23 protein-coding genes are annotated in these 19,574 nt (G+C 30.2%); 14 read left to right on the top strand and 9 right to left on the bottom strand.

Features of this window, described 5'->3' with window-relative positions; translation table 11 throughout:
* The first annotated feature begins 71 nt into the window (after window positions 1-71).
* On the top strand, window positions 72-854 hold the full coding sequence (locus tag AN960_RS09570) for a class I SAM-dependent methyltransferase (RefSeq protein WP_286131677.1): 783 nt from the start codon (window positions 72-74) through the stop codon (window positions 852-854).
* A 69-nt stretch (window positions 855-923) separates the two neighbouring features.
* On the opposite strand, the gene AN960_RS09565 is transcribed toward AN960_RS09570, so the two are convergent.
* Together AN960_RS09565 and AN960_RS24430 are read right to left on the bottom strand one after the other, a co-directional pair.
* Window positions 924-1,166, bottom strand: a complete 243-nt coding sequence (locus AN960_RS09565) for a DUF6429 family protein (protein WP_056470218.1) — start codon at window positions 1,164-1,166, stop codon at window positions 924-926.
* A 130-nt stretch (window positions 1,167-1,296) separates the two neighbouring features.
* Window positions 1,297-1,542: a hypothetical protein gene (locus AN960_RS24430; protein ID WP_156339658.1), complete on the bottom strand. Its 246-nt coding sequence runs from the start codon at window positions 1,540-1,542 to the stop codon at window positions 1,297-1,299.
* A gap of 231 nt (window positions 1,543-1,773) precedes the next feature.
* On the opposite strand from AN960_RS24430, the gene AN960_RS09560 reads away from it, so the two are divergent.
* From AN960_RS09560 to AN960_RS09535, 7 genes are all read left to right on the top strand, one after another.
* Entirely contained in the window at window positions 1,774-2,199 is a 426-nt protein-coding gene (locus tag AN960_RS09560; protein WP_056470217.1) for a DUF7878 domain-containing protein, read from the top strand.
* Between the two features lie 203 nt (window positions 2,200-2,402).
* Window positions 2,403-2,768, top strand: a complete 366-nt coding sequence (locus AN960_RS09555; RefSeq protein WP_056470216.1) for a hypothetical protein — start codon at window positions 2,403-2,405, stop codon at window positions 2,766-2,768.
* Window positions 2,769-2,896: 128 nt separating this feature from the next.
* Window positions 2,897-3,277, top strand: a complete 381-nt coding sequence (locus AN960_RS09550; RefSeq protein WP_056470212.1) for a VOC family protein — start codon at window positions 2,897-2,899, stop codon at window positions 3,275-3,277.
* 367 nt (window positions 3,278-3,644) lie between these two features.
* Window positions 3,645-3,794 (top strand): hypothetical protein, encoded by a 150-nt coding sequence (locus AN960_RS24425; protein ID WP_156339657.1) that lies wholly within the window; start codon window positions 3,645-3,647, stop codon window positions 3,792-3,794.
* A gap of 130 nt (window positions 3,795-3,924) precedes the next feature.
* Entirely contained in the window at window positions 3,925-4,986 is a 1,062-nt protein-coding gene (locus AN960_RS09545; RefSeq protein ID WP_056470209.1) for a DmpA family aminopeptidase, read from the top strand.
* A 121-nt stretch (window positions 4,987-5,107) separates the two neighbouring features.
* The gene (locus AN960_RS09540; protein WP_056470204.1) at window positions 5,108-5,371 is read left to right on the top strand and encodes a hypothetical protein; all 264 of its coding nucleotides are present in this window, start codon (window positions 5,108-5,110) and stop codon (window positions 5,369-5,371) included.
* Between the two features lie 175 nt (window positions 5,372-5,546).
* On the top strand, window positions 5,547-6,092 hold the full coding sequence (locus AN960_RS09535) for a hypothetical protein (protein WP_056470201.1): 546 nt from the start codon (window positions 5,547-5,549) through the stop codon (window positions 6,090-6,092).
* A 175-nt stretch (window positions 6,093-6,267) separates the two neighbouring features.
* Here the strand turns inward: AN960_RS09535 and AN960_RS09530 are convergent, their stop codons facing one another.
* Both AN960_RS09530 and AN960_RS09525 read right to left on the bottom strand, forming a co-directional pair.
* A complete protein-coding gene (locus AN960_RS09530) occupies window positions 6,268-6,648 on the bottom strand; it encodes a hypothetical protein (RefSeq protein WP_056470198.1) in 381 nt (126 codons plus the stop codon).
* Between the two features lie 262 nt (window positions 6,649-6,910).
* A complete protein-coding gene (locus AN960_RS09525; protein ID WP_056470195.1) occupies window positions 6,911-7,795 on the bottom strand; it encodes a LysR family transcriptional regulator in 885 nt (294 codons plus the stop codon).
* A 173-nt stretch (window positions 7,796-7,968) separates the two neighbouring features.
* Here AN960_RS09525 and AN960_RS09520 point away from each other — a divergent pair, with 173 nt between their 5' ends.
* Window positions 7,969-8,862 carry a DMT family transporter gene (locus AN960_RS09520; RefSeq protein ID WP_056470192.1) on the top strand — a complete coding sequence of 298 codons (894 nt, stop codon included), beginning with the start codon at window positions 7,969-7,971 and terminating at the stop codon, window positions 8,860-8,862.
* A 220-nt stretch (window positions 8,863-9,082) separates the two neighbouring features.
* Here AN960_RS09520 and AN960_RS09515 read toward each other — a convergent pair whose 3' ends face one another.
* On the bottom strand, window positions 9,083-9,340 hold the full coding sequence (locus AN960_RS09515) for a DUF7668 domain-containing protein (RefSeq protein ID WP_056470189.1): 258 nt from the start codon (window positions 9,338-9,340) through the stop codon (window positions 9,083-9,085).
* A 412-nt stretch (window positions 9,341-9,752) separates the two neighbouring features.
* On the opposite strand from AN960_RS09515, the gene AN960_RS09510 reads away from it, so the two are divergent.
* Entirely contained in the window at window positions 9,753-10,238 is a 486-nt protein-coding gene (locus AN960_RS09510) for a cysteine hydrolase family protein (protein ID WP_056470186.1), read from the top strand.
* A 1,396-nt stretch (window positions 10,239-11,634) separates the two neighbouring features.
* Here AN960_RS09510 and AN960_RS09500 read toward each other — a convergent pair.
* From AN960_RS09500 to AN960_RS09490, 3 genes are all read right to left on the bottom strand, one after another.
* Entirely contained in the window at window positions 11,635-12,291 is a 657-nt protein-coding gene (locus tag AN960_RS09500) for a hypothetical protein (protein WP_056470181.1), read from the bottom strand.
* Window positions 12,292-12,602: 311 nt separating this feature from the next.
* Window positions 12,603-13,031, bottom strand: coding sequence for a GIY-YIG nuclease family protein (locus AN960_RS09495; RefSeq protein ID WP_056470178.1), 429 nt, complete (start codon window positions 13,029-13,031; stop codon window positions 12,603-12,605).
* A gap of 275 nt (window positions 13,032-13,306) precedes the next feature.
* Entirely contained in the window at window positions 13,307-14,452 is a 1,146-nt protein-coding gene (locus tag AN960_RS09490; protein WP_056470175.1) for a PD-(D/E)XK nuclease family protein, read from the bottom strand.
* A 726-nt stretch (window positions 14,453-15,178) separates the two neighbouring features.
* On the opposite strand from AN960_RS09490, the gene AN960_RS09485 reads away from it, so the two are divergent.
* The 3 genes from AN960_RS09485 (at window position 15,179) to AN960_RS09475 (ending at window position 17,692) form a co-directional block, all read left to right on the top strand.
* Complete coding sequence (locus AN960_RS09485; RefSeq protein ID WP_056470171.1) at window positions 15,179-16,135, top strand: S8 family peptidase; 957 nt, start codon at window positions 15,179-15,181, stop codon at window positions 16,133-16,135.
* An 86-nt stretch (window positions 16,136-16,221) separates the two neighbouring features.
* Window positions 16,222-17,301, top strand: a complete 1,080-nt coding sequence (locus AN960_RS09480; protein WP_056470168.1) for an NAD(P)H-dependent flavin oxidoreductase — start codon at window positions 16,222-16,224, stop codon at window positions 17,299-17,301.
* 40 nt (window positions 17,302-17,341) lie between these two features.
* Window positions 17,342-17,692 (top strand): NUDIX domain-containing protein, encoded by a 351-nt coding sequence (locus AN960_RS09475; protein ID WP_286131672.1) that lies wholly within the window; start codon window positions 17,342-17,344, stop codon window positions 17,690-17,692.
* Between the two features lie 163 nt (window positions 17,693-17,855).
* On the opposite strand, the gene AN960_RS09470 is transcribed toward AN960_RS09475, so the two are convergent.
* A complete protein-coding gene (locus tag AN960_RS09470) occupies window positions 17,856-18,473 on the bottom strand; it encodes an RraA family protein (protein WP_056471145.1) in 618 nt (205 codons plus the stop codon).
* Between the two features lie 407 nt (window positions 18,474-18,880).
* Between AN960_RS09470 and AN960_RS09465 the strand changes: the two genes are divergently transcribed.
* Complete coding sequence (locus AN960_RS09465) at window positions 18,881-19,492, top strand: hypothetical protein (RefSeq protein WP_056470165.1); 612 nt, start codon at window positions 18,881-18,883, stop codon at window positions 19,490-19,492.
* Window positions 19,493-19,574 lie beyond the last annotated feature (82 nt).

Genomic DNA, 19,574 nt, shown 5'->3' with positions numbered 1-19,574 from the left:
GTAAGAAGGAATTTTTCATAAAGTGATGAATAGTAATGATTCTGATTATGAGTAAAGGAGAATTTATATTTATGAAATTAATAGATCCTTCATTACATAGAGATTGGGTAACACCTCATTCAACAAAATGGTACGAACAAATAGGTAAAATATATGGGGAATACACATATCCTTGGAATTCAACAATTACAGAGCCGAATGGGGAGTTAATTTTTAATAATGAAGTATTTGAAATGATTAATAATCAAATTGTATTAGATGTAGGGTGTGGACATGGAGATTTCACCATTAAATGTAGTGAAAAAGCGAAAAAGATTGTAGGATTTGATCTTACAAATGATTTTATAAAAAGTGGAAATGAAACGAAAAAACAAAATGTGTCTTTTATTGTTGGTAGCACAAAAAATCGATTGCCTTTTGAATCGGAACAGTTTGATTGTGCATATAACAGAAAAGGACCTACATCAGCTTATCAAGAACTTAAAAGAGTAGTAAAAAAAGGAGGCAAAATCCTTGGACTGCATCCTGGTGATGAATTAGGAACTGAACTACCTAGATTATTTCCTAATTTTTTTGAATCAATTAATAGTGAGAAACCAATTTTAAAAACGATAAAACAAAGAGTTGAACTAAGTAAGTTTGAAAGTGTAGAAATAGAAGTTATTAATAGTTTTGAATTTTTACATACGCCGCTTGATGTTTTAAAACTAAGATGCTTCGGCCAAAAACAATCGCTATTAAAAGATATAATAGAAAATAATTTGGCGGAAGTAAAACGAATATTTGAACAAAATACAACTAATGAAGGATTGCCAATCACTTTTTCACGTTATTTAGTTAGGGTTCAGATTTAAATTTATTAAAGAGGATAAAAATATCCTCTTTTTTTATTTGCTTTTAAAGTAAAGCGATAGAAGTAGTGGTTACTGCAAATTGATACTATATTTCTGCAATGATTTGTTTGCTAATTCTATTCCATCTTCTGTTATGTAAACTGATTTTGCACGATTACTAAAAAATATGAGATTATTATTCGCTAATTTATTTAATGTATCGAAAGGATATCCTTTCCAACTTCTGAGTGTAGTTTCACCTAGTTCTATTTTTTCTTCAAATGATGTTAAATATAATAATAATAAAGTTAATTCATCAATCTGTTCATGCATTTTAAATAATTCCTTTCTACATTTTAATAAAAAAGAAAGTAAGAATAACCTTCATTAGTATAAGGTTTAGTCTTACTTCGAATAAATAAACTATAAATTAATACATATAGGGCGAAAAAGTAATATAGTTTTAATCATTTACTATTGGCATTCGATCTCTATGACCACAAACGGGACATGTAACTAGCCGCTCATTTACTTTGCCGGTTTTAAATGCTAAAGCAAAATTTAATTTCGATAATTTAAAGCGACTGCTACAACGAGGACAAACAAAATGAGTCGTTCTTGTGCGAATATCTGAATATTTATAGATAAACACGAAGGCTAAAATTAATATAAGAATCGATTGAATTATCCCTGTAATAAATTGATTCAATTGTTATCCCACTTTTCTTTTTATTGATTTTAATATTATTTTTTATGTTTGCTATTTATAGAATGATACCTTTGAAGTTTTTGATTTCAGATCGTACTAAAATTTACAATCGAAAATAAAAAGGTAAAAAAGAAAAATAAAAATGAGGGAAATACCAAAAATAGGAAACAATAGAAACTAAGTACTAAAATACATAAATAAAGATTGAACTACATACGAAAGGAGAATTTTATGAATATAAAATTTTTGTTTATATTAAATGATTATATACCTACGGAACCGGCTTATGTTGCAAATACTGGGAAATATATAGATGGGTCATTAAATATCTATTTAAATGATTCATTATTTTTTCATGATCCGAATTTAAATCTTACGGAGTTTGCGAGTCAATTAAGTGAATGGGTTCAAAATGTACAAAATGGTTTAAAGGAAAATATGAATTATGAATCGATTAATCGAAATGAAGATCTTATGAATTTCCTATATAAAGGAGATGACAAGTGGGGAATTTATTCGGTGTGGCAAATGTTTGAACCTACGGAATACGTTAAAACAGAAACATTAGTTGAGGGTGTAAATAGGTTTCTTACTGCGTTAAATGATGGACTTATTGAAATCAATTATGATTTTACACTTGATAAATTTAATCAGTAATTTTTATTATAAATTTATGTTGTTTTACTAAAAAGAGTTGCAAGAGTAACTCTTTTTTTTGCATTTTGGTAGGAAAATTTTACTAAATAAAATTGCATATCATATGCTTAATATATCTTTTTAATTATTATTTAATGGTTTAAAAGGAGTAATAAGTAAGACGTTGAATTTTATTGTGTAATCGAAAAAAATTTGGAGGATTAATGAGAAAACTTCTAATTGTTTTAAGTGGTATATTCCTTTTATTTGGCTGTTCTATGAAATCAAGTACAGAGAGTAAAACTAGTAAAGTTGTTGGTATCATTGGTGTTACTTCCGTAGATACAATTATTTATTCGGCGGATAAAGATCATGATTTAATTAATAAAATCGAAAAAGGTTTTAAATTAAAAAAGATCGAGGATCAACAAATTGAATCCACTGATTTAAGGTTAGCTTTTATTGAGAAAGATGGTAAAAAAGAGGAATTTGAAGTAAATTACAAGCAAAGTATGTTTTGGCAAAATGGAAACGGATATAAACTTGATTCAAAGTTAACAAAACTATTACAGGAGCAGTTTAGGAATTAAAGGAGTTCAAAAAATTATCTAGAAATGAATAGTATTCAAATTTTTATTACTAACACTTCTATTTTCTAACTGGGATGGTCAGAATTATTGTATGAACTAATTACTAATTATTTTAAGGAGAGAATGAAATGATTAATATGCTTGGTCAAGTAATGGTATATGTTAACAATCAAGAGGAAGCAGTGAACTTTTGGACTGAGAAAGTAGGCTTTACTGTGATTTCTGATAATAATAATGGTCAAGGAATGAGATGGATTGAAGTTGCACCTTCAAATAATGCTGAAACAAGTATTGTACTTCATAATAAAGAATTAATTTCTAAAATGCAGCCATCTCTTAATCTAGGTACACCTTCTTTAATGTTTTTTACAAATAAACTTGATGAAATGTATAGTGATTTAACAAACAAAAAGGTTACTGTTGGTGAAATTGTTGAAATGCCAAATGGAAGAGTGTTTAACTTTGCTGATGATGAACAAAATTATTTTGCTGTAATGGAAAAAAAGTAAAAGAATAAAGTAATCAAATAAGAGGATGAATTTAAAAGCACAGGGTAATATTTTACTTTGTGTTTTTTTTTATAAATTTTAAATAAAAATCACTTTTACCATGAAGATAAAAGTGAAGTGTACCTGTTTGCCAATGCCACCAAGAAAACAAGGTTTATATAAAATATGTTAGGGAATGGGAATAGTTCTATTTTCTCATGTGGTAATAATTTCCAAGGTAATTAATTATATAAACCGGTAAATACTTTTTAGGTTGAGTATTGATCCTGGGCAAAAATTGAGAACATTTTTTATCAGTAAGTATCTAATTTTCTAAGTAATCTGTTAAAATAATTCGTAAGATTAATCATAAAGGAGAAATCAACTTATGATGAAAGTATTTTCTAATAAAATCGTACTTTTAGTCACTTCATTGATGATATTACTAATGATAAGTGGAGTGTTAATTTCATTAACTTATATCCCATTAAAAGTTAAAGACAATCAAGAGAAAATAAAATTAACAGAAAGTGATTGATATTTCTTAAAAGAAGACCATTCTTTTTTACTAAAAAGCTCTGAATAAGGGCTTTTTGTACTTTAGAAATTAAAATCACTTAATTAAATGCTACTACAATTTTTGAATAGGAAGCTGGAGGGAATTTATAATGAGTCAAAAAAGAATCAGAGATTATGGTGTTAATATTGGATATCTAGAAACAGGGGAACTAAATTCTATTACGGATGTTGAAGGAGTTACTGTAGGTCATGTAACGATCAGTGATCATGACATCCAAACTGGCGTTACAGCAATATTTCCTCATCAAGGAAATCTATTTAAAGATAAGTTAATCGCGTCATCTCATGTTATTAATGGGTTTGGTAAGTCGATGGGAACGATTCAGATTAATGAGCTAGGAACCATCGAAACGCCAATTATTTTAACAAATACACTAAGTATTGGAACAGCCGCAGACGCTTTAATAGAATATATGTTAGATCATAATCCTGAAATAGGTCGTACGACAGGAACTGTTAACCCAGTAATATGCGAATGCAATGATATGCTTTTAAATGATGTGCGAGCAAGATTTATTACGAAAGACCATGTTTTTCAAGCATTAAGTAACGCTTCTACAGATGTGAAAGAAGGAACTGTTGGAGCAGGAACGGGGATGCTTTGTTATTCACTAAAAGGTGGGATTGGTACAGCTTCCCGAGTTATGAAAATGGAACATGGTACTTATACAATGGGTGTTTTAGTCTTATCTAACTTTGGGATTTTAAGCGATTTAAAAGTAAATGGAAAGCCTGTTGGAGCAGAATTGCGTGATTTTATCTTAAAAGAACGAGACGAAAAAGATAAGGGGTCAATCATTATGATCGTTGCAATGGACCTACCCGTATCTGAAAGACAGCTAAATCGTATAATCAAAAGAACAGTTACGGGTTTATCAAGAACAGGCTCAATTATTACAACGGGAAGTGGTGAAGTCGTAATTGGCTTTTCAACTGCAACCAAAATACCTCATGAAAAAACATCGCATTGCATTACAGTTCCGACTATACACGAAGAAGATATTGATCTAGCATTTAGAGCAATAGGAGAAGCAACAGAAGAAGCAGTTTTAAACTCTTTAATAACAGCGACACATATTGTAGGAAGAGATGGGAATGAAAGACCAGCTTTTAAAGATTTAATAGAAAAATACAATATTAACTTAATATAGACTTTGGAATTCCAAAATCTAAATAGAAAGAATAGACTTCTATAAAGTTCTAATAACGTAATAAATTTCATAAAATACTCTTAAACTTAAAGATGGACAAGCATTAAGTTAGGAGGATAATATGAAAAAAATTGTATATTTTGTTTCTACATTTGTCATTTTTTTAGGTGTTAGTTTTTTAGCTTTTGATCAAATTGGTTTAAAAAAGACTAATGTAAAAGAACGCATTCAGATTAAAAATCAAAATGACGAAATTGCCGATAAAAATATAAATATATTGAAACTACCTTTGCCAAATGCAGATCAAAGAAAATATAGTGTAAAAAAATTACCGACTAATGGCACTCAATTAGAAATAAAAAAATTAAATAATAAATCATCATAACGTATAGTGAAAATTAACTCGAAAAAAATGACAGACCTAATGGTATATTAAAGGACTGTCATTTTTTTGTTTCGGTTAGAAACGAATAAGTTTAAAGAAAAGACTTTAAATCATCTGATTTGATAGAAAGATAGATGCTATAATCGAAAAGGAATAACTACTGGAGGAATATTGTGTGAATATTTTTGACTATTTAGATGAATTGCAAGTAGATCTAAAAGAGAGAAACCTTGGGGAACTTGAAGAGAAGTATTTTAATAGATGTAAGCAATTAGCGGGGACTGAAAGGGCTAATAAAATAAGGCAAATTGATTTAAACGACTATAAAAAAGAATTGAAAATGGGACTTGATCAGTCAATAAAAATTGCTATTGAATTAGATTCCAAAGCAGTATATTTTGAATATGATTTAGATAATAATTGGGAAAGTGCATTTTACATTTGTGAAGAATACAATCCGTTAGAAGACGGTGATGATGATTGGGCTTGTAATTGGATCGAGGACATTGAAGGACCAAGTTTAGAACAATTTGGTGAAATTTATGAGCTAGATGGTTTTGATCGTAGTAAATTAGCAATCGGTACAACAATCTACCTAGTTGCAAGAACAGTTATAACTTACATAAGAGCTTTAAATGAGCTACCTAATCAAATTTCTATTCCTATATGCATCGCATTTCACGACCAAGACCCAATTATAAGAATAAAAGAGGAGCATTGATAACTATATCGATGCTTTTTACTATTTCTAAATCTATTAGCACTGTTTTGAGTGCATCTTTTATTATTAGGCTCTGTTAAATTTAAATGTTGATTTTTTGTGTAAAAAAAAGGTTATCTAATTAGACAACCATAGGAACGATTATTGAATTAATGCAATGCTTTAGTTTCATAAGTCATATAGAGTTAGAGTTATTTTTTTCTTCCCAAAATTGCATAAGTGCTTCGTGCATTTCTTTTGGTTTTTCTATCGTATTCCAATCTATGTTGCCACTATATCTCCAAAAAATATTTTTTAATGGAAGTTTATGTCTCAATCTAACTTGCTCTTCTTTATAAATAAATACTCTAATATATGTTGATTTTGTAGTCATACAAAAAAAAGATTGATTATAAAATCCTATTTCTTCAATTTCATCCCAAAAGATACTATTACCTGTTAAATCAACAACTACTCTTTTTTCATCCCAATAGACTCCTTCACCTCTTTTTCTGGAGGAAAAGTTCTGATAAGAATTTAAAAACAATAAAAAAATAAATATAATTGAACCAAGCAAATAGAGAAAATCTGAAACAGTAAATCGGGTAATAGAAACACGCGAATTTTCTACAAAAGAAGTAATTGATCACTTTACTGGTAAAGAAAAATTGACTGATGATGAAGTTGAAGAAACTAAAAGAGCAGCGAAGTACAATCGAAATACTTAACCTTTATACCAAAAACAGAATCTCCATATTGAAGATTCTGTTTTTTCTTATGTAGCTAAAGCATGCTTTAGTTGCATAAGAAAAAGTGGTTTTTATTAAATAAAAGATGTCCTATTCAGACTGTTCAATTGTCAAACTTCTATATGATAAATATTCTAAAAATCTCTTGGCTGCAAGTGACAGTGATTTTTCCTCTCGCATAGCAATACCAATATTTCGAAAGGCAGGTACTTCAAGCTCCTTCGATATTATTTTGTAAGGAATCCGTTGTAAAATTAATTCTGGCAATATACTGATTCCTAAACCGTTTTCTACCATAGATAAGATGGCATAGTCATCCCATGTTGTAAAATGTATTAATGGTGATATTTGATGTTTTTCAAAAATCTCTGATATTTCTGCTTTTCCTCCTTTTTCTAGTAACATAAATGGACTGTTCAATAATTCGCTGATTGGAAACTTGTCACACTTAGCAAGTGGATGGTCTTGAGGAATTACTGCCAGCAAACGGTCTTGCTCCACAAAAATTGTTTCAATTTCTACTTTTGTCGGTAACCTTAAAAATCCAAAGTCGACACGTCCTTCTACAATCCAGTTTTCAATTTCAGAATAATCGCCTAACAGCAGCTCAAAATCAATATTTGGATAATCCTTTTTAAAGAATTTAATCATATTGGGTAACCAATGAGTTGCCACGCTTGAAAAAGTTCCGATACGGATCATTCCTGATTTCATATCATGTAAGTCTTCAACCTGCATACGTAAAATTTCATGCTCATTACAGATTCGTTTTAACTGAGGCAATAATTTTAAACCATCAGATGTTAAATTGATCCCGGTACGTCCTCTTTCAAAAAGAGTAATTTTCCATTCTGCTTCTAAATCACTAATCATACGACTGATACCAGACTGTGTATAATTTAATGCATCAGCAGCTCCTGTAAAACTTCCATATTCAACTGCTTTGACAAATGCCATATATTTTTGGATATTCATAACTCGACCTCATTTACATTCGATTTTGTCATATATAACATGATAAACATTCAATTTTGTAATGTTTATAATTATGCTATGCTAACCCTATTCAAAATTCAAGTTTGAAAGGGATGGGGAAGTAATGATAATTTATGTGAATGATATTATGGAAAAAGTACTTGGATTGACCGATGAAATCTAAAATACAGTTTATATTATCAATGATTATTTTTGGTACAATAGGTTTAGTTGTAAGATATATTGATCTATCTTCAAGCGAGACGGCTTTACTAAGTAGTTCAATCGGATGTTTATTTTTAATGTTCGTGTTTTTTGTGATGAAAAAAACTATTCCGTGGGAATTAGTGAAAGCAAATGCTTCCGTTATATTTCTTTCTGGAATTGCACTAGGTGGAAATTGGATTTTCCTGTATAAATCCTACGACTATACGACAGTCACAAATGCAACATTAGCGTACTACTTTGCACCAGTTTTTGTTATGATTCTCTCACCTGTAATCCTTAATGAACAATTATCTATCAAAAAGGTTGTTTGTATTGTTGTTGCAATATTAGGTATGTTATTGATTGTTGGAAACGGTATAAGTGCATCTGGAAAAGGTGATCTACTTGGAATCTTTTTTGGATTAGTTGCAGCAGCATTTTATGCTGCATTAATGTTATTGAATAAATTTATTAAAAACATAGCCAAGTTAGAGATTACAATCATCCAACTTGGAATAACTGCTATACTTCTTTTGCCTTATGTTCTGTTTACGGAGGGATTCGGCATCTTAGAAGTACCAAGATCATCTATATTCTTTATTATACTGTTAGGCATTATTAACACCGGAGTAGGATTTTGGTTGTTTTTCTCAGGTATGCAAAATTTAAAAGGTCAGAGCATTGCTATGCTAAGCTATGTTGATCCATTTGTAGCTATATTGATTTCAGGGGTAATCTTACAAGAACAAATGACCATTATTCAAATGATTGGTGGAGCATTGCTATTAGGTTCCACATTTGTTAGCGAAAATCAATCAATGAAATTTTCTAAACTACAATTGAGAAAAACAGCTAAATAAATTAATAAACAGTGAGAAGCATTCGTTTCCCACTGTTTTTTATTTATAGTGTTTTAAAACAACACATGGTTAGGTATAGAATCATGGAAATTCACTCCAGATTTTATGTAACTAAGGCACTGCGTTAGTTCAATAACGACAAACTATAAAACGTGTAAATTTGTGATTGAAATCGATAAAACGTTATCTGATTGGTCGATTATTGCTTCACAAGACAATGTTAAGTCATTTTCCTCATTATCATCCAAAGTTCAAATTCCATTGAATATCCTTCGCCATAATTGTACTCCAGATAGTTAATATTCTCGTAAGCTAAATCAGGTGGAATTGTAAGTATCCCCCAGTAATTTAGTTCTTCTTTAATGTCCTCAATTGTAAGTTCTTCGATTAGTTTGGAACTAATTTTTACAAAATCTTTATTTACTAAATCAAAAACAGTTTCTTTAAGTAATAACTTCAATTTTTCTTTCAAATTCATAATTCCACCACCTATTATGAATTTAATTATACAGTTTCTTATTGCACTAAACTGCCATTTACTTGAATAAGGAAAAGCTACCGAATCAGCTTAAAGGTTGTTCAGCGATTGCAAGCTTTAGCGAAATGAGTCTCATAATAAACAGATCATTAGGAATAACAAGTTTAAAAATAACTATTGTAATTAAAACAGGACCGACATCATAAAGAAACTCCTCTTTGAAAAGCACTATTTTTCTGTTAATTATATCAATTCAATACTTATTATAGTTTGGGGGATTTCTACCTTTTTCAATAAAATTTTCAATTGTTCTAAATCAACTAACATGCCATTTTAAAAAAAAGGTAGGATTATAACAAAACAAATAGAATAATTATTTAAAAGGAATATAAAGTGTCATGGAGGGTAAATAATGAAAATTGCTTTTCTTATTATTGATATGCAAAAAATATTTTTAGAGGATAAAAAAGAATCATTGAATGTCGAAGGTGCATGTGAATATATAAATTATGTTGCTGACTGTATCCGTTCTAAAAATCACATAGTTATACATGTCCAAGATATTGAAGGAGCAGAGGAAATAAACTCAGAATTACTATCTTTTATCCCTGAAATTAAAGTAGAAGAACAAGATATTTGTGTTTCAAAAGAACATTCAAATGCATTTTGGAATACTGAATTAGAGCAGATTTTGAAAGGAAATGACGTTGAGCTAGTTATAATAGCTGGATTTGCAGCAGAACATTGTGTTCTATTTACTTATAATGGAGCTAGCGAAAGGGGATTTAAACCAGTCTTATTGCAAAATGGAATACTTAGTACAAAAAGTGATGTAATAACTCAAACGTATCGTGATCGAAACATTATTTCATACAATGTTGTCCCATACATTATTTAGTATAAAAGTAGATTGATAACATAAAAAAGTGCTCTTATAAGTCATGGTAATTTTAGCATTATTTTTATTTGGAGAATAAACAAAGAACCACAAGGTAAAATGTGGTTCTAATTTTATTTATTGGAAATTAATAGATACGGATTAATTCATAAATATCAGAGTCAAATCGAACTCTTGTAGCCTTTATTCAATTCGTTCAATTTCTTGTATTTCTTCTCGTATTTCTCCATACCACTAAAATTTAAAGTTGAGTTTCCCATATTTCCTAAAAGTTAAAGAAATATGGCAAAGATTTGATGGATAAAAAAAGTGCAAATTACTATTTTAGTAATTTGCACTTTTTAATTACCAAGAATATGTTTTTACTAATTTAAAACCATCATTAAATTTAATTGGATTCCTTGTATCTTTTAAAAACGTTTCAAATTCATCAATACTTTTAAAATTAACAACAGGAGTTTCAGGAGAAAGTTCCGTTGTTAATGGCTGTAGATTGTATTGGCTAAACAAATTGTTAATTCTTTCTTCTTCTTGGTTAGTTACAGATACAACTTTAGCTTCTTCTAATGTTGTAACCTCATACTTCGCTTCAGTAACCCCATCCAGTATTTGCGGTTCTTCTGCTTTAAATGGGGATACAACAAATAAAAATACTAAACAAAAAGCAATACAAAATGAAATCTAATATTTTTTCATAATATTAGATCCTTTAGTTTATATATATTTTTTTCTTTCTTTTTACGATATTAACAAATAAACCAACAGTCGCAATAAGTCCCGCAAAATTTAAAAATTGCCAAAGTATATCGAACATATAATCACTTCTTCGTATAGATTTATAAATATTGTAAACTACCAACTACCAGAGAAGACTAATATTTTATGCATTTTCATATATCCGACTGGTGTTAGTTAATATCGTAACAATATTAATCGAAGCGCTTCTATATAAAACTATATCTGTTAATCCTACGCAAGTCGATTCCTTATTTGTGATCAAAACAGTCAATATTGGAATGTTATTACATGGGGATATTTGGTATAATTAAAACCTATCGTTTATAATTATTGGATAGATAGGGTTAGAACTGTTACGCCTTTAGGTCAAAAAATCCTAAAGATCGTTTGATAATTAAAGGACATTTAATTAATGTTTTGGATTTGAAAACCCACTTTTTTTATTTTGAACATATTACTTTTTAGAGAGGTACAATATGAAGAATACATTAAAATTTATATTAGGTGCTGTTTTTACTTTTCTTATCTTCACTTTAAATTACAGTGATTTAAATATATATATAAAAATTATATATTTTGTAATAACAACTTTTCTAATTTTATATTTGATACATCGTATTAATCGATATTATAAAAATTAGATTCAACTACTCTATATTTATCTTTTAGATTTAGTTGTTATTGTTTTAGTAGATTCTAATTTTGTTCTACCTTTATCTTTATAAGTATATACCTTCAATTTGTAATAATTGTTAACGGCATCATGATCGGTATATAAAACTGATTTAAAATAATAAAGTTTAGGATTAGCATATAAACCTATATAAGCTGATAGTCCTCCAGCAAATGATTGTTGAGCTATTGTAGGTAAATATGGTGTTCCAAACGCTAATAAAGCTTGTATAGGACCCTTAATTGTATGCTCTAAATATGTATCAGTATATTTGGTATTTACATATTTCCAATCATAACCACCAGTATTAATTACTACTCTAGGCGCTATAATGTTTTCACTTACTTCTGGTTGAACTTTTACACTATAATCTCCTGCTATCGTTCCATCTACATTATATATTACTGTCTCCGAGGACAGCAATTCAACACCATCCTCAAGTTCAATAGGTTGGGTATATATTGTTTCACTTTTCTCTATACCATGTTCTAAAGCAAAATTAATGTCACTTTCAATTTGCTTAAATACATCTACTAAAGCTTCTTCTCCTTTAATATCTTTTGAGCTTTCCTCTGCATTTGCTGTGAAAGGAATTAAACCAATGAATAAAGCTGTTAATACTGCAATTAATTTTTTTTTCATAACTATCTCCTTTGTAAATTTTTATAAAAAAGACTTCCACAAATGACTGTGAAAGTCTTTTTTTATGGGTTAAGGTTACTTATTGTCATCAAATCGTTATTTATAATAATCATAACTGTAATAACCCTGTTAGTGATAGTTCTTAATTGTAACAAAGACATTCAATATTGGAATGTTGTTAAATGACAATATTTGGTATAATTAAAACCTGTCGTTTATAATTATTGGAAAGACAGGTTTAGAATTGTTCCATTGGGAAGTGGCTCAGAAAATAAAAAAAACTGCTAAGTTAGTCCTTAGCAGCTACTTTGTTAAACATTTAATTCTCTTGTTTTTCCGTTAGCGACAGCATCACTTAATCCACTTAACTCTCCACCAACTGTTCTATTTATAATTAAATTTGGATTAAAGAAGTTAATGAAATTATTCTCAAACTCATAAAGGGAATGAGTTTTGAAAGCATTCAATCTAGTCATATCTAACGCACTAAAACTATCTACTGACAACATAGAATTTTCTTTATTTCCGAATATTAAACGGTCAAATTCTTTTAGGGTACTCCAATGTGACATAACACGTTTTTTCATATTCGTACTTTGTCCGATATAAACTTGATTATACTCATCAAATATCATCATGTAATATCCTGAAACTTTTTCTATATCATTTAAATTAGTAACTTTAACAAACGGTTTATCATCTATCAGAAAATCATCAATTTCTTTATTAAAATCTTTCATTATTTAATGAGTTAAAAAACTTCATATTCAAATCAAAATTATACAAGCAGTTTTCAGTATGGTTTTAACAAATGAATCATCATAGACTTTACCTTTAATAAACGAGCTTTTATTACTTACCTTTATGTAGTTATCTCTTGTTAGTTTTAGTCCATCTGCTTTCACCCTAATGTTTACTCATTGCCATTCTTAAACCCTCATCTCTATTTTATAATTACATTTATGTATTTTTTACGTTCTGCAACATTTGTTATATAGTTAGTCTACTCAATGCCTTAATCTTCTTCCTCTTGAGCTACAGATATAGATATATCATCACGTACAACAGACAGTTTCTTCTTTTCACCATTTGGATACACAATACTCCAAAACTTATATCCATTGTAACGGTCTGTGTAATTTTCACCCTGAATGTAATTTACTGCGGCAATAGCAGCAGCCGAAGGACTACTGTATTCTTCTCCTTCAAAAAGGATCCTACCACTTGTTAGGTCGATTTCAGCCTTTGTTACGGTATTTCCATAAGTAGACTCTAGATTTTTTTCGTCTTCATTTAGTCGTGAATATATCTCTTTCCAAGAAATATTTGATTTACGAATTGGAGCAGACGTTTTGACCTTCCTCTTTTCAGGTGTCTCATTTTTAACCGCATCGAATATTTCATCTAATACATCTTTGTACTTATCATATATAGCTACACACAACTCATCATTTACTCTTGCCATCGGCTTATTTACTCCTTTATAGACCATACGAAGATTATGGATATATTCCTCTAAAATATTTTTATTTGCAGTTGTAATTTTGGGATGATTCAAGCTAGGTACAATAACAAAATCATATAGACCTTGATAATCAATTTGAATAAACTCAGGACATTTTGGTTTTACTGTGCCATCTGGAGATAAAAAGACCTTTAATTCATATTGATACGAGTCATCTAAATGTTTTAAGATTTTCGTATAAGTTTCCGTCTGATCTTTGTTTTCTCTTGCCAACACCTTATTCTCCACAATAATTCTCACCAAATCATTCACCAAATACAAATCAAATCGAGCCCGTAATTCCTGATTTGTCTCTGGAACCACCACAGACTCTGCTACCTCAGTTGCAACTTCCATTTCCTCTAGTTGAAGTGAGTCCGATTCAATTAAATCAAAATCAATAACAGTTTTCTCATTTGATAAATTTTCCTCACAAATATAGTAGAGAAAACGCTTTAGTGGAAACGTACCTAAACTTAACGAAGACGTTGGTGAAAGCAACCAACTGATAAAAGAACTATGCATTGTTTCTCGGTGTCCAAACCCCAATAATTGAAATAAACTCTCTTTTTCAAAAGATTCTTGTAAACGCAAGAAATTAGGATCGCTAATCAACTGATTCAACTTGGTTTTTAACTCTTGCTCATTTTTTATCATCTTCTAACCTCTCATTCTAGTTCTTTACCCCCTAATTATATCGTAATCCCTTTGAGTTATTTAATAATTGATTAATTTATAAAATGCGGTATTACTAACGAATTTGCGGGCATTTTTTATATCAAATTAAATATTGACAGATTCGTCACAAATAGGTTCAGCGTTGAGGTTGAAGCGCGAGGATTAATTTATAAGCTTCATAGATTAGATATAAAAATATTTTTGTCCAACTTTCAGATTGAATTTGCATTCTTTATATGAATAAAATGTGTTCGAAATTCAATTTTTTCGAGGCATTACTAGTAGAGGGATAACGTTTAGTGTCACAGTGAGATCTCTAAGTACGAGAGTAGCAAACCAAAACGTTCCTTTGAGGTACCATTCTGGTTGGTGAAAGGAGTTTTTACAAGGGGAGTTTTCTGGTGGATCGTACATAATGTACCTTTACCTCCTATGCATTTGCCGTTTTAAGGAAAGACTCCTTTGTTCCTTTATAATGAACAGGGTCATAACTAAAGTTTTGACACCATTCATTATAATAATCAAAAAGCCGACTTCCGAGTTTGGAGAAGGGAGCGGTGAATCTATTAATTTCCAACTGTATTAGAATTAATTTTAAATAAAGTTGAATTTATTTAAAGGAAAATTATGGATGTGTATAGAATAGTAAACTATACCTCAAAGATTTATCCTTTATGAATAAATCCCAAAAAGGAGTTGGTAGGCATGTCTAAATTTAGATTAATTCCTTACAAGCTGGAAGAAGTTAAAGGTAGTACAAATGAAGTACCACCTGGTGTTAGTTTAATAGAAGCTAAATCTATTTGGGAAAAAGGGTTTCAAGGGGAAGACGTGGTCGTAGCAGTTATTGATACAGGCTGTCAGACAGACCACCCTGATTTACAAGAGCGAATTATTGGTGGATATAATTTTACTGAAGATTACGGTGGGGACCCTAACGTATTCTTAGATAATAACGGTCACGGTACACATGTTTGTGGAACGATTGCAGCTTCTGAAAATGGAGAAGGGGTAGTTGGAGTAGCTCCAAAAGCAAAACTTCTCGTTTTAAAAGTATTAACTGGTGCTGGTGAAGGAAGCATTGAATCAATTGTACAGGCTATTGATTATGCGACGAATTGGAAAGGCTCTAATGGAGAAACTGTTCGAGTGATTTCAATGTCATTAGGTGGTCCAGGGGATGATTCTTCGTTACATGAAGCGATTCAAAGAGCGGTTGAACAAAATATAGCCGTTGTATGTGCAGCTGGTAATGAAGGTGATGGGGATGGTTCAACCAATGAATATAGCTATCCAGGTGCCTACGATGAAGTTATAGAAGTAGGTTCCGTAAGTCTTCAAAAACGATTATCCGATTTTAGTAATACAAATGATGAAATTGATTTAGTTGCACCAGGAGAAAAGATTCTTTCAACGTATCCGACAAATCAATTTGCTGTTCTTTCTGGTACATCAATGGCAACACCACATGTATCAGGGGCTATTGCATTGTTAATTCAACAGTTTGAGTCTGAGAATAATGAGAAAATTACTGAACCAGATTTGTTCGAACTTCTAATAAGTCATACAGTACCAATCGGATACAGTAAGTTTGAGGAAGGCCATGGATTTTTAAACCTAGGCGTAAATGTACCCTCAAAATCTCCGAATGTATTAAAATAATAGGTAAAGTCCCGGGTAGTGTTGCTAGACTATTCGGGACTTTTTTGGTGAGTAAAAAAAAGTTAAAATTAATAGAGGTGAAATGAATGTTTAAAAATAAAATAACTGAACTTTTAAAGATAGAATATCCAATTATTCAAGCTCCGATGGCTGGGGGAATTACAACTTCAAATTTTGTAGCTGAAGTATCAAATTGTGGAGCTTTAGGTACAATTGGAGCAGGGTATATGACTCCATCACAAATCAGTGAACAAATTAGAGAAATAAAAAAGTTAACTAATAATAACTTCGGAATTAATTTATTTGTCCCAAATGAATTTATTGTTAACGAGAATGAAATGTCTAAATCTATGGATTTATTACAATCTTTTAATGAAGAATTAAATATAAAACAAAATGATCGCATACAAGTTCAAAATTTTAATCGGTATAATGAAACATTTCATGAACAAATAAAAGCGATTATTGAAGAAGGTGTTCCTATTTGTTCGTTTACATTTGGCATACCTTCAATGGAAATAATAAACGAGTTAAAGCTCCATAATATTATTTTGATTGGAACAGCAACTACTGTAAATGAAGCGATTGAAATTGAGAAATCAGGAATGGATCTTGTTGTCGTTCAAGGTAGTGAAGCAGGTGGACATCGAGGTAATTTCTTAAACGAGAATGAGGAAAGTTTAATTGGATTAATGTCGTTAATTCCACAAGTAATTGATCATGTTCGTATTCCTGTAATTGCAGCAGGAGGAATTATGGACGGAAGAGGTTTAATTGCGTCCCTTTGTTTAGGGGCGAAAGCTGTTCAAATGGGTACCGCTTTTTTAACCAGCATTGAAAGTGGGGCTCATGAGGTACATAAAAATACGATTCTAAATTCTACCGAAGACCAGTTAGTTTTGACTCGTGCATTTTCAGGGAAATGGGCAAGAGGAATCGAAAATAAATTTATTACCGAAATGAAAAAATACGAAGCTGATTTACCACAGTTTCCCGTTCAAAATACAATTACCCAAACAATGAGAAAAGCATCCTCGGTACAAAATAATAAAGAGTTTATGTCACTTTGGTCGGGACAAAGTCCTAGATTATCTAAAAAGGACTCGGTAGAAAACTTAATAAATGAAATGATGGATGAAGCTAAAAAAATTATTCGAGATTTTTAGTAGAAAATAAAGTTACTAAGATATCAGATTAGGAGGCTTTATGAAATATTGTGAAGGTATAAGAGAAAAGATCGGAAATGCACCTTTAATTATTGTTCGTCCGAGCGTTGCCATCTTAAATTCTGAAGGTGAAATCTTACTTCAATATAGAGGAGATAATGGGGGGATACCAGGTGGGATTTTACAATTAAATGAATCTGTTGAAGAATGTATTAAACGATCTGTTCTTGAAGATATTGGTCTTAAGTTAAATTCTTTATCATTAATTGGAGTATATTCCGGAGCAGAATTTATAAATAAAGTTGAGGGAAGCGGAGATGAATATCATACAGTAGCAATTGGGTATATTTGTACAGATTTCGAAAATGAAATTTGTCCAGATCAAAATTAATCAATTGAAGTCCAATTCTTTCATTTAAGTCAATTGCCTGATGATATCGATCCGTTTATTAAAAGTCAGTTGAAAAAATTAAAATTTTAGACAAGTAAAAAAGGTTCTAATAGGTTTTTTTCGAAGAACCTATATTTAGAACCTTTTTTGTATTTTTTATCAGTTACTTTTGAAGCATACGATCAATATAAGATTTTATAGCTTCAATTTTACCAGATACTTGTTCTTCTCTTTGTTCATCTTTTTTTATTTTATCTAAAGATTTTTCCAAAATCGTTTTTGCTTCCGCTTGAGGGATTACAACTACTCCATCTGCATCACCAACAATAATATCGCCTGGGTTAACTGATGTACCTCCACATGAGATTGGAATATTAATTTCGCCTATACCAATTTTTCCACTTGCAGCTACAGTTGTTCCTTTACAAAATACTGGGAAATTTAATTTTTTAATACCGCTGATATCGCGGATTACCCCATCAACAACTATTGCACTAACACCCATTGTTTGCGCCATTCCAACAACAAAGTCCCCTGCAATTGCTCGGTATTGATCTCCTTTTGCATCGATTACGATGACATCACCTGGATTTGCTTCACGAATTGCCTTCAATACAGCTAAATTATCTCCAACAGGGATTTTAACAGTCAGTGCTCTTCCAACAAATCTATATTCTTCTTTTAAAGGCTTTATTGACGGATCCATATTATTTAGCCCATCCATTACATCTGAAATACAAGTTGTTGGTATATTTTTAAATTGATTAATAATAGAAATCACTCCCATATAAATCATTTATTTTATAAAATTATATAAATAATTTGATCTCGTGAGCATTTCGAAAAAATTATTAAGCTTGATAAAAAATAATTATCGAATTAAGAAAGGTTGCAATAGATTAATATCGAATAAAATAAGTTGATAATAAAAAATAAAATCGTTAATCAGTTAATAAATATAGAAATGTTTGATGTTGAATTCAAAATACTTTCTTAAATAGTTCCTGTAACAATGAATACGATTGATTATAAAACATTATTAATAATATTTTACATTAAACTATATATAGAACATTCTTGTTTCATTTAATTGAGGTTGTTGAGAATGTAATGTAACGTGATTGACTTCATTATTTAATATATAGATTTAACCTTGTATAGTAACATTTAATTAAGGAGTTGAGGTGCTTGAGAAACAAAACTAAATACGTTTATTTAACACACAAGGTTAAAATAGAATCCACTGAAAAACTGGAAAAGCTATCCCAACTTACAGGGAAAACTAGTGCAGAATTAATTGAAAAAATGATAGAAGAAAAGTATGACCTCCATATAAATTCAAAAGAAAATGAAGAAGATCTTATTGAAGTTCTTGATGACGAAAATTTATTTGATGAAATTACAGATCAAGAAATTAGAGATGCCGAGCTAAGATGGAGAAACTCAAAACAAGGGGTTAAAGATTTTAGTCAAAGAATGGAAGATTGGAAGAAAGAAGAAAAAAGGAAAAATGCCGAGAAAGCAAAAGAATATAAAAAGAAAATAGTTGATTGGGCAAGAGTCTGGGAAGAGTATTTAAGAAATTACTCTACTTCAATCAAGAAAAATAAAAAACATAATTTCAAGTATTTCGATCCGAATGATAGTGCTGAAGTTTGGAAGAAACAAATGAGGGAATATACTAAGCTTTGGCACCCTGATTATGCACCGGACCATGGAAATCCTCAAAAATTTGGTGAAATGAAAGCTGAATATGATATTTTAAGAGGCAAAATTCCTACTGAAGAATATAGTTTATAAATTAATCGGTAATACATATAAAGATTCAATCTATGGTATCGTTTTATAAGAATAGTAAAAAGTAGTGGAACTAAAATCGTTC

It is taken from the genome of Bacillus sp. FJAT-25509, from assembly GCF_001420605.1.
In the GTDB taxonomy this organism is placed as follows: Bacteria; Bacillota; Bacilli; order Bacillales; family Bacillaceae_G; genus Gottfriedia.
The sequence above is the reverse complement of the archived record's forward strand: the minus strand, read 5'-3'. Positions and strand labels throughout refer to the sequence as shown.